Genomic DNA, 15977 nt, shown 5'->3' with positions numbered 1-15977 from the left:
TATTTTCCTTTAGTTTAAGTGAAATACTCACAATCTAGGAAAAATAGGGTTCTCATTTAGTTCAATTATCCTTCACCTTCCCCAATGTTTCAAAAGAAAACCCTTATCTTTTTACATACTTCAAAGACAAAAAATTATTGACTCCAATTTTCTTGGCTATCTTCTCTGGGATAGGCTTTCTTTTGTATTCTTCAAAACCAAGTTTCCTATACAACTGCATTGCCGGTGTATTCGTATCTGCAACTTCTTCAATGATGTAATCATTGTACGGTGTATTTTCAATGATATGCAGGATGATTTGAGATGCTACACCCTGTCCACGGAATTTCGGTGCCGTTCCAACAAATTCAACTGATCCTGTATTTGGAGGGAAGTTTTCATAAGGAGCTTCAAATTCCTTTTTTAAAAAGATTCCTGCCATGCTTCCCTTGAAGAAACCTAAGTGCTTTCTCAACTCTTTTTTATTTAATCTTACCGATCTATTTTTTCCATCTGTACATGCCGTAACTCCAGCAACTTCGCCATTTGCTATAGCTACATAAAATTGTTCCAAAATAAACATATGAGCAAAAGCTTTTGCAATAACGTTTTTATCTTTGGAAAAAAAGATAAGCCATTGTGTAAAGCTTTCTGCAAAAATTTCAGCCATCATTTTTCTTATATCTAAATCTGTTTTATTAGCTTTGACTATTTTAAACTTATAATCCTTTGATTGCATATATGACACTCCCCATTTTTAATTTTCTCATAAAAATGAAAATGACTATTGCTTTAGTAAAAAACACCGAATCATGACAATCTCAATGTGGCAGATAACCTTCCTCGTAACTTCAATAAAGTTCAACAAAAAGGTGCATTAATCCTTCGTGGATCAATGCACCCGATTGTTTAAATTCATTACGTGGGCTAACAATAAAAGCTTGTGATACGGAACCCGGTAGGATCACCACGCATCTTGCTTATAGGAGAATTACTTACTCTCCTTCATTAACGATGATTTTATATCCTTCTTGCTGGGGACCATTCTCATAAATTTCGCGTGATACGATGTAAAAGCTTTTCTCTTTATCGTCAGTGATAACCATCTCACTTGGACTCTTATCAACTGCTGCAGATTCTAGGCTAAAATAACCCATCCCAAGCATTGAAATATCAAATGCCACTATCATCCCTCATTTCTACTTTTATTGAATTTTACCTTTTTTCTGATGTGACGACAAGCTTAGTTGATTATTATGAAACCTTTTGAGTATTATTTCCGTAAATATATGGAAGTTTTTTTAAAAGGGAGGAATAAATAATGAGCGAAAAAGGTTGTATAAAATGTGGGTCCCGAGATACTGGGCAAAAGGAAGTTGCTATGACCGGAACTGGCATATCTAAAATTCTTGATCTTCAGCATAACACGTTTATCGTTATCTCTTGTAAAAAATGTGGATATTCCGAATTCTATAATAAAAAAACATCCAAATCCTCCAATATCCTTGATTTATTTTTTGGATAATAAAAATTAAAAATTTGATAGGCAGTCTCTAAATGGTTCCAAAAAAGCGGCATTAAGCCGCTTTTTATATGTATTTTAAACATGTTAAAAACCAAAATAAAAAGGATGATGTTGCTCGTCTAAACAATATTCAATTCTTTGTCTAAAGTTATTCCATGTGACCATTTCCAAAGCTACTTCCAGCGGAAAGAATCCAACTTCCAGACTTTCTGGACTCGTTGTTAACTCCCCGCCAATTGGCTTCCCTAAAAATAATGTATTACAAATGGATTCCTCTACGTTCTGAAAGATCCCACAAAACTTTATAACTTCAATATCAATCCCAGATTCTTCTTTTGTTTCCCGGATAACCGCATCCTTTAAGGATTCTCCTACTTCCACCTGCCCGCCAGGCATTTCCCAGCCTCTTCGTGGGCCTTTAATCAGCAATAGTTCATTCTTTTCATTTAAGACTATCGCTGCCGCTGAAACGATATGTTTTGGTACCGGCATTTTTTCCTCCTCCACTCATACTCAGTTGAATTGGTCATTTACTTTTCAACCATACTATTACATGGAGGTGGAAAAAATGTCAAAAAATAATCCAATTGAATATACCGGGAAAGTACTCAATCAAAGAAATCAACTTACTGGTCCAGATGATTCAGGCAAGGCGTCCTATCCAGAGAGGCCGAAGAATGTTCCAATTCAAAATCCTAACAGTAAACAATGATTTTTCCAGACAGGCTGCCAACTTGGCAGCTTTTACTTTTTCCAATTATTTCATCAACAGGCTAGTTATTTTAATTACAAAACAATTTTTAAAGTAATATAAACTATTTTAAGTATTCACAAAACTGTAATATATGGATAATTCAATAAATTGAAATCGTTTTCAAAAATATGAATAGGAGGCGTGGATAATGAAAATAAATTTTAAGAATCTCACTACCCAGGTTATTTTGGGGATTATTCTCGGTATTTCAGTAGGTTTTGTTTTTCCTGAGATTGGCTCACAACTAAAGGTCATTGCAGATATTTTTATAAAACTAGTAAAAATGGTGATTGCTCCAATTATTTTCCTAACGATCGTAATTGGAATCGCCGGTATGGGAGATTTAAAGAAAGTTGGTAAAATCGGAGGCAAAGCTTTGCTTTACTTTGAAATTGTCTCCACCATTGCATTAGCCATCGGGATTATCGTTGCAAACGTTATAAAGGCTGGAAAGGGAATTGATGCAGAAGCTGGAAAAGGAGATATCTCTCAATACACAGAAAAAGCAGCTGAAACTAGTCACGGATTTATGGATTTTGTTTTATCGGTTATTCCTGATAGCTTTATAGGTGCTTTTGCAAAAGGAGAGCTATTACCAGTACTTCTCTTAGCTGTCTTATTCGGAATTTCATTGGCTCATTTAGGTAATAAAGGAAAACCAATTTTAGAATTTTTTGAAAAAACTGCAGATGTCTTCTTCGGTATTGTTAACATTATTATGAAAGTATCTCCATTTGCGGCATTTGGTGCCATGGCATACACAATTGGAGAATTCGGAGTTGGATCACTTGTTTATCTTGGAAAATTAATGGGCTCTGTATATCTTACAATGGCATTATTCATCATCTTAGTTCTTGGCGGAATTGCTAAATTGTTTGGTTTTAGTATTTTCAAATTCATTGCCTATATAAAAGAAGAAATCCTTCTCGTAATCGGAACTTCATCCTCTGAAGCAGCATTGCCAAAGATGATGGAAAAGCTTGAAAAGTACGGCTGTTCTAAGCCTGTTGTAGGATTGGTACTTCCGACTGGATATTCTTTTAATCTTGATGGAACTTCGATTTATCTTTCGATGGCAGCACTTTTTATCGCTCAAGCATATGGAGTAGACTTAAGTATTTGGCAGCAAATCACTCTGCTTGCGGTGTTGATGTTAACTTCAAAAGGAGCAGCAGGTGTAACAGGTTCCGGATTTGTTACTTTAGCTGCAACACTCGCGGTTTTCCCTTCCATCCCGGTGGAAGGAATGGCACTTATTCTTGGGGTTGACCGTTTCATGTCAGAAGCACGTGCCATCACAAACCTCATCGGAAACGGAGTAGCAACTGTCATCATCTCCAAAACCGAAGGCGAATTCAAACCCGTACAGGAAGTACCAGACACAAAACAATTCACAGCATAGCCTAAAAAAATGTGAGCCCCTCCGGCTCACATTTTTTTATTTATTCCATTTTCCATCTATGAACTGTCCGCCTGAGGTGGACAGTGTCCACGAGTGGTGCCTGTCACCAAATTATTGTCACCAAATTATTATCATCAAATTATTGACCTAATTGTTTCACCTTATTATTTCACCTAATTATTGTGCCTTTACCGACCTGCTCTCTTTTGGTACCTTTATATAGGATGATGGATTATTAAGTTGAATGGATTCTCTCTGTTTGATCTTGTGGAAAGAAGGATATTTATGAAAACGAAAGCGCAAAGGGTTTTATTGTTTCAACTTTTTTGGTCGTTTTTTAAGATTAGTCCTGTAACGTTTGGCGGGGGTTTTGCGATGATCCCTTTAATCATAAAAGAAATAGTAGAAAAGCGAAAATGGTTAACGCATGAAGACATTTCCGATGTAATCGCCTTATCTCAAACTGTACCGGGTGCTGTTGCCATAAATTCAGCCACATTTATTGGACATAGAATTGCTGGGATCCGAGGAGCGCTTACTGCTTTGATTGGTGTTTCACTGCCCACCTTTTTAATTGTCCTTGGTGTAGGAACCTCCTATTTTTATGTTCAAGATAATCCAAAGTTAGAAGCTGCATTTATTTCAATAAGAGCCACAATTGTAGCAATTATTGTCTATGCGGGATTTAAAATTGCCAAAACAGCCATTTTTGACAAGACTACATTTATTATTATGGTTATAGGAGTACCTGTACTATTTTTCATCCATCCGATTATTGCCATCCTGCTCGGGGCGATTACTGGATTAGTAGTAACATCCATTAAGAAAAAATTAGGCTACAGCATAGAAGTAAAGAAAGCTACGGAAGTAGACCCTACCAAGGATCCAGATTATTTTATGGGTGCTGGTATTTAACAACAAGGTGGTGTATCAGAATGGTATTGTGGGAACTTTTTCGAACATTTTTTTTAATGGGCTTTGTTTCCTTTGGAGGAGGCTATGCGATGCTTCCAATTATGGAAAAGGCAGTAACTGAATACGGGTGGATGTCTGCTGAACGATTGACGAATATGATTGCACTCGCTGGAATCTCCCCAGGACCCGTAGCCGTCAATAGTGCCATTCTAATCGGATATTCAGCTGCAGGCATCCGTGGCGCTATCCTATCAGCGGTTGCTATTTTGCTGCCCTCCCTTATCTTAGTTATCACCGTTGCAGCCTTATTTATTAAACTGCACCATAACCCTGTAGTGGAAAGAATGTTTTATGGATTAAAGCCATTAGTGACGAGTTTAATTATCTACGCAGCGATTAAATTTGCTTTGGCCAATAATCTAATAACATTAGATATATCGTTCCGTTCCATTAGCTTAGTAATCATCTTTGGCCTTTCATTATTTGCTTTACTCAAACTCCGGTGGAATCCTGTTTATGTTATTACACTTTCTGGACTGGTGGGTATAGCCCTCTATTCTTAAAAATTCGATTCAACTAAAAAAAGTGGCAAAAGCCACTTTTTTTAAAGATAAATAGTCACTAGATGAAGCTTATCCTTTTTCAATGTGTAAAAGTAAACGGGTCTTCCAATTCCATATGTCAATGACTCCTCAAGTACTCCGAGTTGGGTTAGATATTTCAAGTATTTTCGGACTGATACTCGCGATATGTAGGTACTCTCTGCGATATCATCGGTTGAAAAAAGGCTGCCTTCTTTGGATTTAATCACATTGATAATGTTCTGTAACGTACTAAAGGTTAAACCTTTTGGCAAATCATCGGTTACAGCCTCAGACGTTTTTTGATTAGAATGAAGGATCCTATCATCTAAATCTTCCTGTTTATAGACTTTGTTCTTTTCAAAAATAGCGTATTTTTCTTTATATTGCTGCAATGCTTGGTTAAATCGATCAAACTCAAACGGTTTAATCAAAAAATCAACTGCGCCAAGCCTTAAGGCAGTTTGGATTTTTTCTGTGTCTGCAGCAGCGGTTATTAAAATAACATCAACGTCCACTTTTTGTTCTCTAATATAATGAAGCAGTTCCAGACCATTGGTACCTGGCATATAGACATCAAGTAACATGAGGTTAACCTGTTCCCTCTCAAGAAACTCCTTGGCATCCTTAACGTTATGGACAATACCAGATAAACAAAATCCCTTCATTTCTTTCAAATAACGTTTATTAAACTCTGCTACCATTGGATCATCTTCTACTATCAGAACCTTAATCATGTTTCGCCTCCTTTACCCCGTAAGGAATTCGTATATGAATCTCTGTTCCTAGCAGTGATCTAGAATCAACGATCATTTCTCCGCCTAAGTTCTCAATACTTTTTGTAACCAAATAAAGTCCATAGCCACGATTATCGCCTTTTGTGGAATAGCCTTTTTCAAAAACTCTTTTTTGAATCTCATCAGGAATTCCTGGCCCGGAGTCCAAAACATCCATTGTCAATACTTCATCCGAAAAGTTAAGGACAACCTCAAGTGTTTTATCGATAGAGTCAGCCATAGCTTCAATCGCGTTATCGATTAAATTTCCAAGAATGGTGATTAACTCATGGGCACTCTTAGGATTCGCCGGCTCAGGGATCACAGTATTGACCTCTATAATAAACTCCACATTTTCTTCCCTGGCATAGCTTAATTTCCCCATAAGAAATCCTGCCAGTGCAGGGTCTTTAATATGCTGGGCGATGTTTCCGAGCTCCTGATTATAATGGCCAACTAAAGTACGAATAAAATCCGTTAGTTCATCGTAGTACTTCATTTGGGCCATTCCAAGTATGACATGCAAGCGATTCATAAACTCATGGGATTGTGCACGAAGCGCATCCGCATAGTTTTTCACACCTGTCAATTGCTCTGCCATTTGTTTGACATCGGTCTTGTCCCGGAAGGTTGAAATCGCACCAACAACCTCGCCATTAACAACAAGGGGGACACGATTTACCAGTATCGAGACACCATTAATAATCTGTTCTTCATCTAATTCCGAATGGCCTGTTTCCAAAACTTGATCAAGTCTGGTTGTAGACAAATAATCATGAATTTTCATTCCAATAGGTTCTTGGAAAAGCCCTGCCCTTTGAAAAATTTGCCTTGCTGATTGATTAACCAAGGTGATAGTTTGTTCATGATCAACAGCAATAATTCCCTCATGTGTAGACTGGAGCATGGTGCTGCGCTCCTCAAAAATTTTAGCAATCGCAAAAGGTTCAAGGCCAAATAGAATTCTCTTAATATATCTCGCTAGTAATACAGCACCAATAATCCCAACAAGTAAACCTAACACAGTGACAGTAAGGATGCTTCGGTGACTTTTCCCCAAGGCAGCTTCTACACTTTCCAGCGAAATACCGACTGCTACCGCACCAATCTGTTCACCAACCACATTGTAAATGGGTGTAAAGGCTCTTAATGATTCCCCTAAAGTCCCTCGCGAACTTGATACATACTCTTCCCCGTTAAGCGCTTTCTTTTCATCCCCACCAACAAAGTGTTTTCCAATTTGTTCTGGATTAGGGTGCGACTTCCGGATCCCTTTCATATCCATGACGACGATAAACATCATGTCGGTGGCAGATTGAATTTCCAAGGTATGCTCCTGGATCTCCTTTGTCTTCTGTTCGTCCTTCAATGCTTCAATAATAATCGTAGAGGTTGCAATCGATCTTGAAATCATCCTAGCTTTCTCTTCCTGATGTATTCTAATATTTTCACTGACGGTATTACTTATTAACAAATCTGTAATCATTAAAGATACAAGTACTACTAAACAAACATAAAAAATAATAACCGTACTTAATTTAAACTTGAAATGTTTGGTTTTCAACAATGAACCCTCCGCTGCTTGCTTCGTTGAACCTATACTATTTATTTTATCTTAATTTTACTTGCTAGGATAAAAATATTTTTTGATTTTTCGGGCAAAAAAAGCACCATGAGGGTGCTCAATAATGATTTTTATATTATTAATATGTTTTTATTTAGGCATTACTGGAATCCAGAGTTCGTTTCTAGGTTTATGCTTTGGTGGATAATAACATTCGATACAAGGCATATCAGCAAGTTCGTATCCAGAAGTTGGAAACCATTCTGTGTATAAGCGCTGCCAAGCATCCGCTATACCTGGAAAAACAGCCCATGTACTATGAGTTATAGTTAACGTTTCCATATCACTTGGGACCTCTCCATCATATCGGATACCCATAAAGTATGTAAATTCTTCATCTATAATGGCTGCTTCTTTTCCACAAACGCCCAAAAGACTTTCAAGTGTGCATTTTGGTTCTTCCCAGGACATATCAATCAATTGCTGCATAAATCCATCTTTTTTGGCCCCACTCCAAAGCGTAGGAATTGTTTTATAGGCTTTACTTGTTTTGACTATCTTTCCTTTCCCTATAACCTTTAAATCAAAATCAAGATTCTCAATCCGATACTCCATTTCTGCCCCCCCCCCTTTTATCGATAGTATAAAGAAAATTCTTAGAGAAACCCCTTTTCCTAATTAAGAAACTTTTCTTTGAAGACTGGACTAAGTTCACTCCAAACATCAAATTTATTACCATCTAAATCATAAAAAACAAAATTCCTCCCAGAATGTCCTCTGTCCTCAATCTCCCCAACCCTAATTTTGTTTTCCTTAAAGTCTCTATGTATAGCTTTTAATGCATTTAATCCATTTACTTCGAATGTTAGCGAAAAATGCTCATTGCCGTAAATATCAAAGAAATTTGAACTTTGATTTTCATTAGACTTCACAAGAAAAATGCTTTGATTGGCAAAGTTTAGAATAGCTTTGTCTTGATCCTTGTAGCTTAATTCTGCCCCTAATTTTTTTACATACCAATCTGAAGAAAGGTCAACATTCGTTACTGGTATATATGTGGTTCCTATCCTTAATAATTTTTCATCCATTATTTAGTCTCCTTTGAAATCTTTTATAAATCAACATGAAAATCTCCTTTTTTCGTTTGATATATGATAATTTATCAATCTATAAATATTCTTCTCTGTTTTTAAAATCAATTATTTTGACATCAATACCCAATTTATTCGCACCTACAATTATATATTCTGTCGCAACCTCTACATATGGACATTGAAAGGAGCGTATATAACCATTTGATATTCTTCCATAAAAACCCTCCTAATTTCTATATATCTACTTCTATCTGTTGTCTTATTTTCCCTTTATTATTACTTAATCTTGTACTGAACTGTTGCTTTAGCAATAAGAAAAAGCCGCCTGAAATGGCAGCTGATCTGGAAGAAACGCACTGGTAGTTCAAAAGTTAATATCCGTTAGAAGAAAATTAGAAGTAATGCTCCTACGATGAAACAATAGTATGTGAAATAAACCAGCTTTCCATTTTTCATTATTCCCATAAACCACTTCATCGCAAAATATGTCATTAAAAGTGTTGCAATAAATGCCAAAGAAGGACGTTAACATGATTGTTAACATCCTTCTTTGCCTATTTAATTAATGATGAATGTTATAGATTAATACATCGAAAAGTTTCTCATCAACATAAAGTAATATCGCCCATTCTCCTGCTGTTGGAATGTTTACGCTTGAAGGTGTGTGAGCATCTGCTCCATTATTCTCGCCTCCAAGACCTATCGACCAACCTGTTGTTAGGATTTGGTGGACCGTTTTGGTTTCTCTGTGAAAACCTACAACCGTTAGCTGAGTGGGATTTTCAGTCCCCCAAAGATGCCACATCCACTTTTGATTACTGTTTATGCTTGGCTTATCAGCACCAATAACACCGGATTTATTTTCATTCCCTATGATATTGTTACCTAAATTCACCGCTTTTCGGTTCCAGTCAATCATTTCGAAGTCCATTGTTTTTACAAAGTTAGGAACATCTCCAACAGACAATACGACGTCTCCGTATAATTTCTTATCAAGAAATATTTCATACTTCCAAAGTCCGCTTTCGGGTACCATTAATGATGTAGTGAATCTACCTAAACTTGAGTATCCAGGGGAAGGTTCGGTAATCTTTTTTGGAGGTAATACATTAATACGCTCCCCTGTCTCTTTATGCGCGTATATTTCTATTTCTTTTCCCTTATAGGCAACAAAAGGTTCCTTAAAACTAAACATATAGCCAAAAGGTTTACCGGCAGTAAGATTAGGATCTGGGGAAACACTGAACAGGACCTGACCCTTCCTTGCGTATTCATTTCTAACCTTCCACTCGCTTTCAAGAGTCTGCTTGGTTCCTTGCTTCACACCCTCATGCGAAGATAAATTGGCTAATAAATCTGTATAAAACAATATGACAAACAAGGATGCTGCCAGAGCGGTGATGAAATAAATAGATAAATTTGGTTTTCTACTACCATTTATTTCTTGCTGATGAAGTGAGGCTCTAATCTTTTTTTTCTGTATTTCTGTAAAGTGTACACCTTTGTGAGTGGAAGAATTCATTGCTTTTCGTAAATTGCTTAGTTCTTTCTCCATTTTACCTCCACCTTTCCATCAATGCTTTTAATTTCATCCTTGCCCTATCCAGTCTAGTTTTTATGGTATTTCTATTTATCTTCAAGATTTCACTTATTTCTTCAATCGATAACCCCTCATAATAATATAGTGTAATAACCTCACGATATTTAATGGGTAGTAGTAAAACACAAGTAGATAAAAATGCCTCTTCGCTACTCTTGATTATGGACATTTCCGGTGATAGTTCTGAAGATTTTGTAAGTAAAAGGAGGTTCGAGTTGGTAACAACCCTTTTAAAAACAGAACTCTTTACTACATCTTTACACTTATTTATTGTGATTCTAAATATCCAAGCTTTATAAGATACAATCTTATCAAGATTTTCATATTCTTTATAACAAGTAATGAATACATCCTGAACGATATCTTCTGCCAGACTCCAATCCTTTGTATAGTTATAGGAAAGCTTAGTTAGCCTGTCACCATATTCATCCATAATCGTTTCAAACCAGGCCTCTTTATTTTCTGGATTTCCATTTTCCTTACCCATCACTCTACTCAAGCTTATACCACCTCATTTCTCACTTAATGCTAAGACGACTGAGTTCTTTATTGGTTTCATTTTTTATTGTTAAAATAGAAAATGCTACTCTTACTGAGTAGCATTAACATGAACATAAGCACCAGTTAACTTACTATTAACATTCGCAAATCATTAACATATTTCCATCAGGGTCTTTGAAATTAAAATAATGATTATGTTCAATTTCTGTTGTCAAATTAACACCCTTCATCTTCATAAAATGAAATGCTTCCTCAATGTTTTTTGTATTGAAGTGGAATGCTGGAGTTTTAAATATTCTATCCTCTGAATAAATCTTGCTATCTAACACAATCCCTGTACCTTCCATAGGTATAACGTATAGATGACCAAACTGAATTTCCCCTTCTGTTTCTAGCCCTAAAATATCACAGTACCAATCTCTTGCTTTTTCTATGTTGCTAACTGGGATAAATACTGTTCCAATTTGTTTTAAAATAGGATTATCCATAAAAACCCCCTTAAATTAGCTTAGTTACATATTCCACATATTTAATATAAAATCCTATCTTTTAGTAAAAAAGACGCAAAAATGAAGTCCTTGAACAAGCACCTTTCTTTTTACATAAATATCAAATCTCAGGAAATATAAACGAAGGAAATAATTAATTCCATATATATCCTACTCCAACTCCTGAAGTTTGTTGAAGAAGGTTTATGATTTGTACTTTTAAGCTTGAATTGGTATATAAATCTGTACTTCTTCATCTCCTTCCCCCATTGGATGATATGTCTCGATAATATAAGAATCGAGATCTCTTTGATAACCTTGTTCTTCTGCCCAATCCAATAAATTCGAATGAAGTTCTTCCAATTTAGATATATTCCCACTTGTAGTTATGTAACTTTTATTTGTTTCAATATATTCCATTCCTGTTGGTACTTCATTTAATTTCTCACTCACAACTAGCCCTACATAATAATGACCTATCCTATGCTCCTCATCCTTTTTAGGCTCAAATAATGCAATTTCGGTCTCTGTTGGATCTAGGATTTCGTTTGAGCGACTTAATAGATTCTTTGCAAGCAAGGGTACTTCATGACCATAGTTAACAAACTCCCCACTACCTTTTAATCCAACAAGCTTAAATTCTTTTTTAACCATCATAAACGGCATTTTAACCTCTCCAGTCACATAAAAATTCCATTTATATTTTAATTTTATTTATTCAACAAAAAATCCTTACTTCCTGCATTGAAGTGTGGATTTCATACTGATCTAAGCAACTACCAATCAAGGTCTCTTTTCCCCGTTGCTATTAAAAACTCACTTCTTATGCATCATTCCATTCTTTTACCTAACGCTTTGGTGCGGTGCGTAAATATGCTTCTTGAATCAGTTCGTATTATCCTAGCAATCCACTCCATCAAAAAAACTTTCACCTCCTTTTTGTCACAAAATCATTCACTCCTCCGTTATATTAGTAACTAATCGAAAAGGATGATGACGATGACAAAATATGAAGTGGCTATTGTAGGCGGGGGAATTGCAGGTTTAACAGCAGCGATCTATGCAGCCAAAGCAGGGAAACGAACCATTGTATTAGAACAACAAAAACAATTGGGAGGCAGAGCCATCACCAACAAAAAGCAGGGGGTATATTTTAATTTGGGTGCGCATGCACTGTATAAAGGGGAAGCGTTTGAAGCATTCCGCGAACTCGGATTACGTCTTGAGGGAAGCACACCGTCTATTGATGCTTACGGGATGTGGAAAAAACAACTCTTGCCCTTCCCAACGAATGCATCCTCCTTCCTTCAAACGCCGCTCCTAAGTTGGGGAGGAAAGCTCGAGTTTGCAAAATGGTTCATTAAATTTGTAAAAATGGACACAAGTGTTTGGAACCAGATCAGTATCCGTGATTGGATTGAAACTCAATTGCATGACCCCATGCTGCGCAACGTGTTCTATGCACTGCTCCGAACATCCACTTATGTGCTTGCACCTGAATTACACGCTGCCGGTCCTGCCTTAAAGCAGATGCAGCGTGCACTAAAAGGAGTCTTGTATCTCGATAAAGGCTGGGGGACAATCGTAGAACAGCTGCGTGAACTTGCTGTCCAACAAGGAGTGGAGCTAGTCACCGGTTGTAAAGTGGCTGCAGTCGAACATCAAGATAAAAAAGTACACTCGATTTTATGTGAGGGTGGCGCTAGAATAGAAGCATCGAATGTTATACTAACTACACCACCTGCTATTTCTCACAAACTAGTTCCACATGCCGATCAAACAGCACTCGACACGTGGAACAAGCAAGCGATTCCTGTTACGGTTGCTTGTCTAGATGTTGGATTGCGCCAGCTGCCCATACATGAGCACCAATTTATCTATGGATTGGATCAACCAATTTTCTTTACCCACCAAACACGGGAGGGAAAACCAAGACCAGCTATCATGAGTGATGATGGGACACAAGTGATATCGCTTTTTAAATATCAGGGTCCACAAACTGATGCTGAGAAGGATGAGGGTGAGTTGGAGCGAGTGTTAGATGTGGTTCAACCGGGCTGGCGGAATGAATTGGTTATTAGACAGTTCCTGCCGAAAATGACGGTTGTCCACGATTTTCCTCATATGAAAAGAATGGAGGAGCCAGGCCCTGCTGTTCCTGAGATTGAGGGACTCTATGTTGCTGGTGACTGGGTCTCACACGGGGAGCTACTCGTTGATGCCTCCGTGGCTAGCGCTAAACGTGCCGTTTCACAAGTTAATAAATACTAGAGAGGAAATCAAATTATGAGTATGGAAGGATTATATCAAACCTATCAACCACTGCTTTTTTCCTTAGCCTACCGTATGTTGGGCAGCGTGATGGATTCAGAGGATATTGTGCAAGAAGCGTTTATAACCTTCAATCAGCTCCCCAACCTCGAACATATTGAAAACAAAAAAGCGTATCTATGTAAGATCGTTACCAATCGCTGTCTGGATTTAATACAATCATCCGCAAAAAAACGTGAGATATATGTCGGACCTTGGCTTCCAGAACCACTGCTTGAAGCACAGAATTCACCGAACGATCCATCGCAAGCCTTTGTGCTACAAGAGTCCATTTCAACCGCATACTTGCTATTATTACAACAACTTAATGCGATAGAACGAGCTGTCTTTTTGCTTCGCGAAGTCTTCCAATACTCTTATGATGAAATAGCTGAAATTCTTGGAAAAAGCAATGCAAACTGCCGGCAAATTTTTCACCGTGCGAAGAAAAGCATGGTATATGCCCCTAAGAAACAACCTTCGATTACAATGGCGGAATCTAAAGTAAAAGAGTTTGTCCAATCCCTCTTAACTGGAAACGTAAATCAATTATTGGACCTGGTCAGCGAAGATGTCGCAATGTACTCGGATGGCGGCGGCAAAGTAAAAGCCGCACAAATGCCTATTTTCGGCGCTTCCAAAGTAATTCAATTGCTTCAAAACTTATTGAAAATGTATGCAGGAAAGTTCACCCTCACATTTGGTACAGTCAACGGGCTTCCAGGACTGATATTAACAACCGATGATTCCCTACAATATGTTTACTCCTTTGCCTTTAACGGCAATCGAATTCAGACGATCTACTCGGTTGCCAATCCCGAAAAACTACGACATTTGCAATAGAATACTCCATACAAGCACTAAAATCGCAGTTCTCTTTCTATCAATCAGACACAAAAAACAGCTGGCTCATCTATCTAAGCCAGCTGCTTTTTTGCTCTTTATCGAAATAATCATTTTTTCTCCCTTTTTATAAAGGCGCTTTATTCCTTCTAGTATTAAATTCCGAATTAGCTTGAAAAATTCCCTTATGTCTTTTTCTTTAATATCCAAACTAAAACTATCCCTAAACCTAATAGAATAATACCAAAATGTACATACCAGTAATCAATAAATAGCTCCCATTGAAGTTGGTGAATTTCTTTAACTCTTTCAAAATAGCTCATTAGTTTACTCCCTTTTCAAATCTTCTTCTATAATAAATTACGTTTTTGATTTAAGAAGGTTTCAAATCATTTTAATCTCAAATCGTTATTCAAGGCTGCCCGTTACTTTAAGTAAAATTATTACACTCAATACAACTAAAAGGGAAAATTGAAATCTAAATAAATAGCTTTTACTTCATTGATGTATTATCAAGTTTATAAAATTTAACTTTGTCCTCAAACAACCAGAATTCTAAGGATGTTTCTCTTTTCTTATCTACATAACCAATAATATCTGCTCCTTGTTCCGAGCGAAAATAATATTTATCCCTATAAACTTTTATAATATCCTTCTTTTCATTACCAATTTTTATTCCCTTTGCAGTTCCCAAATCACCATCGGTTACAATAAATCTCGTAATTTGACCTGTTTTATTTACCGCTACTTCAATGCCTTTCTTTAGTTCAAAATAATCATAATCTGTTACATCTCTACTTTTTTCTGTTTTCTTCCCATACTTTTGTGACATTTCTTCGCTATAAAACTCATTATTTAAAAACAGTCCCTCAATGTTTTCATTACTTAAATCTGTTGTTTCTGTAAATGTGTGATGAAATGAGCGAGGGAAGGTATGGTTTAATGAAAAAGCAAATACTATAAGCATAGTTCCAATTACAGTTATAAAAATAATTAAATTCCGTCCCATATAGAACCCCTTTTTAAGATTATTCGTAAATTGGTTAACCATAATTTTCCTTAATTAAATAGTCTCATAGGAACAAGGAGTTACCAACAACCATTTGTTTAACTCTGGCACCCGTTAATTAAAGATGACATTATGGCATAGAAGTTATAGTCCAATGTATCAAACCTGTTACTATAAGCAAAAACAACATAAAGGAAGTCGAATACAACATAAGTTTCCTTATAATGTTTTTTTCTTTTATTTGTTTATAAACGATAAACCCCAAAACAATCGATATTAACCATATAACTATGCCCCGCATGGAAAATAAATACGGTGAATTTGCTATCCAAAATACGGTAACGAGTAAATAAAATAGCATCAAAGCCCAAGCTAACCCTTTCATAACTCTCCCCCATTTCAATTACAGATTAAATTAATTTAACCTTTTTTTATACTTAGTTATTTTATGTATATAGAAATTCTATGTATATAGACATAATAATATTTTTACTATAAATAATCAATAATTATTGAACAAACCGTTAGTACGACACGAGAAAAGCACTGCCACAGCACCCCCTTCTGTACATTAAAGCCCCCGATAGTTGGAAGGAATTCATTTTGAAAGCAATTTATATCCACGAATGATAATAT

At 36.5% G+C, this 15977-nt stretch carries 19 protein-coding genes and 2 pseudogenes; 7 read left to right on the top strand and 14 right to left on the bottom strand.

The window, feature by feature from the left end:
• Nucleotides 1-103: 103 nt before the first annotated feature.
• The gene (locus V7124_RS10910) at nucleotides 104-718 is read right to left on the bottom strand and encodes a GNAT family N-acetyltransferase (protein ID WP_335488903.1); all 615 of its coding nucleotides are present in this window, start codon (nucleotides 716-718) and stop codon (nucleotides 104-106) included.
• A 256-nt stretch (nucleotides 719-974) separates the two neighbouring features.
• Nucleotides 975-1169: a hypothetical protein gene (locus V7124_RS10905; RefSeq protein ID WP_335488901.1), complete on the bottom strand. Its 195-nt coding sequence runs from the start codon at nucleotides 1167-1169 to the stop codon at nucleotides 975-977.
• A 131-nt stretch (nucleotides 1170-1300) separates the two neighbouring features.
• On the opposite strand from V7124_RS10905, the gene V7124_RS10900 reads away from it, so the two are divergent.
• Nucleotides 1301-1504, top strand: a complete 204-nt coding sequence (locus V7124_RS10900; protein ID WP_335488897.1) for a zinc ribbon domain-containing protein — start codon at nucleotides 1301-1303, stop codon at nucleotides 1502-1504.
• A gap of 84 nt (nucleotides 1505-1588) precedes the next feature.
• On the opposite strand, the gene V7124_RS10895 is transcribed toward V7124_RS10900, so the two are convergent.
• Entirely contained in the window at nucleotides 1589-1996 is a 408-nt protein-coding gene (locus V7124_RS10895) for an NUDIX hydrolase (RefSeq protein WP_335488894.1), read from the bottom strand.
• Between the two features lie 76 nt (nucleotides 1997-2072).
• On the opposite strand from V7124_RS10895, the gene V7124_RS10890 reads away from it, so the two are divergent.
• From V7124_RS10890 to V7124_RS10875, 4 genes are all read left to right on the top strand, one after another.
• Complete coding sequence (locus V7124_RS10890; RefSeq protein WP_335488891.1) at nucleotides 2073-2216, top strand: hypothetical protein; 144 nt, start codon at nucleotides 2073-2075, stop codon at nucleotides 2214-2216.
• A gap of 190 nt (nucleotides 2217-2406) precedes the next feature.
• The gene (locus tag V7124_RS10885) at nucleotides 2407-3660 is read left to right on the top strand and encodes a dicarboxylate/amino acid:cation symporter (protein WP_335488888.1); all 1254 of its coding nucleotides are present in this window, start codon (nucleotides 2407-2409) and stop codon (nucleotides 3658-3660) included.
• Nucleotides 3661-3945: 285 nt separating this feature from the next.
• Complete coding sequence (locus V7124_RS10880) at nucleotides 3946-4575, top strand: chromate transporter (RefSeq protein ID WP_335412576.1); 630 nt, start codon at nucleotides 3946-3948, stop codon at nucleotides 4573-4575.
• Between the two features lie 20 nt (nucleotides 4576-4595).
• On the top strand, nucleotides 4596-5138 hold the full coding sequence (locus V7124_RS10875) for a chromate transporter (RefSeq protein ID WP_335488886.1): 543 nt from the start codon (nucleotides 4596-4598) through the stop codon (nucleotides 5136-5138).
• Between the two features lie 41 nt (nucleotides 5139-5179).
• Here V7124_RS10875 and V7124_RS10870 read toward each other — a convergent pair whose 3' ends face one another.
• The 9 genes and pseudogenes from V7124_RS10870 to V7124_RS10830 form a co-directional block, all read right to left on the bottom strand.
• Nucleotides 5180-5893: a response regulator gene (locus V7124_RS10870; protein WP_335488882.1), complete on the bottom strand. Its 714-nt coding sequence runs from the start codon at nucleotides 5891-5893 to the stop codon at nucleotides 5180-5182.
• Nucleotides 5886-7496, bottom strand: coding sequence for a DcuS/MalK family sensor histidine kinase (gene dcuS / locus V7124_RS10865; protein WP_335488879.1), 1611 nt, complete (start codon nucleotides 7494-7496; stop codon nucleotides 5886-5888). Before dcuS ends, V7124_RS10870 begins: the two co-directional genes overlap by 8 nt.
• Nucleotides 7497-7646: 150 nt before the next feature.
• A pseudogene (locus tag V7124_RS10860) lies at nucleotides 7647-8168 on the bottom strand (GyrI-like domain-containing protein); the annotation flags it as partial.
• A gap of 2 nt (nucleotides 8169-8170) precedes the next feature.
• Complete coding sequence (locus tag V7124_RS10855) at nucleotides 8171-8584, bottom strand: VOC family protein (protein ID WP_335488876.1); 414 nt, start codon at nucleotides 8582-8584, stop codon at nucleotides 8171-8173.
• Nucleotides 8585-8971: 387 nt separating this feature from the next.
• A pseudogene (locus V7124_RS10850) lies at nucleotides 8972-9103 on the bottom strand (undecaprenyl-diphosphate phosphatase); the annotation flags it as partial.
• A gap of 49 nt (nucleotides 9104-9152) precedes the next feature.
• A complete protein-coding gene (locus V7124_RS10845) occupies nucleotides 9153-10145 on the bottom strand; it encodes a hypothetical protein (RefSeq protein WP_335488873.1) in 993 nt (330 codons plus the stop codon).
• 1 nt (nucleotide 10146) lies between these two features.
• The gene (locus tag V7124_RS10840) at nucleotides 10147-10680 is read right to left on the bottom strand and encodes a sigma-70 family RNA polymerase sigma factor (RefSeq protein ID WP_335410092.1); all 534 of its coding nucleotides are present in this window, start codon (nucleotides 10678-10680) and stop codon (nucleotides 10147-10149) included.
• Between the two features lie 145 nt (nucleotides 10681-10825).
• A complete protein-coding gene (locus tag V7124_RS10835; RefSeq protein ID WP_335488870.1) occupies nucleotides 10826-11179 on the bottom strand; it encodes a VOC family protein in 354 nt (117 codons plus the stop codon).
• A 219-nt stretch (nucleotides 11180-11398) separates the two neighbouring features.
• The gene (locus tag V7124_RS10830) at nucleotides 11399-11845 is read right to left on the bottom strand and encodes a GyrI-like domain-containing protein (RefSeq protein WP_335488867.1); all 447 of its coding nucleotides are present in this window, start codon (nucleotides 11843-11845) and stop codon (nucleotides 11399-11401) included.
• Between the two features lie 333 nt (nucleotides 11846-12178).
• Here V7124_RS10830 and V7124_RS10825 point away from each other — a divergent pair, with 333 nt between their 5' ends.
• Nucleotides 12179-13450 (top strand): phytoene desaturase family protein, encoded by a 1272-nt coding sequence (locus V7124_RS10825; RefSeq protein WP_335488865.1) that lies wholly within the window; start codon nucleotides 12179-12181, stop codon nucleotides 13448-13450.
• 15 nt (nucleotides 13451-13465) lie between these two features.
• Entirely contained in the window at nucleotides 13466-14332 is an 867-nt protein-coding gene (locus V7124_RS10820) for an RNA polymerase sigma-70 factor (protein WP_335488862.1), read from the top strand.
• 185 nt (nucleotides 14333-14517) lie between these two features.
• Here the strand turns inward: V7124_RS10820 and V7124_RS10815 are convergent, their stop codons facing one another.
• Nucleotides 14518-14655, bottom strand: coding sequence for a hypothetical protein (locus V7124_RS10815; RefSeq protein ID WP_335488859.1), 138 nt, complete (start codon nucleotides 14653-14655; stop codon nucleotides 14518-14520).
• Nucleotides 14656-14825: 170 nt separating this feature from the next.
• Nucleotides 14826-15341 (bottom strand): hypothetical protein, encoded by a 516-nt coding sequence (locus tag V7124_RS10810; RefSeq protein ID WP_335488856.1) that lies wholly within the window; start codon nucleotides 15339-15341, stop codon nucleotides 14826-14828.
• Nucleotides 15342-15977 lie beyond the last annotated feature (636 nt).

It is taken from the genome of Neobacillus niacini (assembly GCF_036961885.1).
GTDB lineage: Bacteria > Bacillota > Bacilli > Bacillales > Cytobacillaceae > Neobacillus > Neobacillus niacini_H.
The sequence above is the reverse complement of the archived record's forward strand: the minus strand, read 5'-3'. Positions and strand labels throughout refer to the sequence as shown.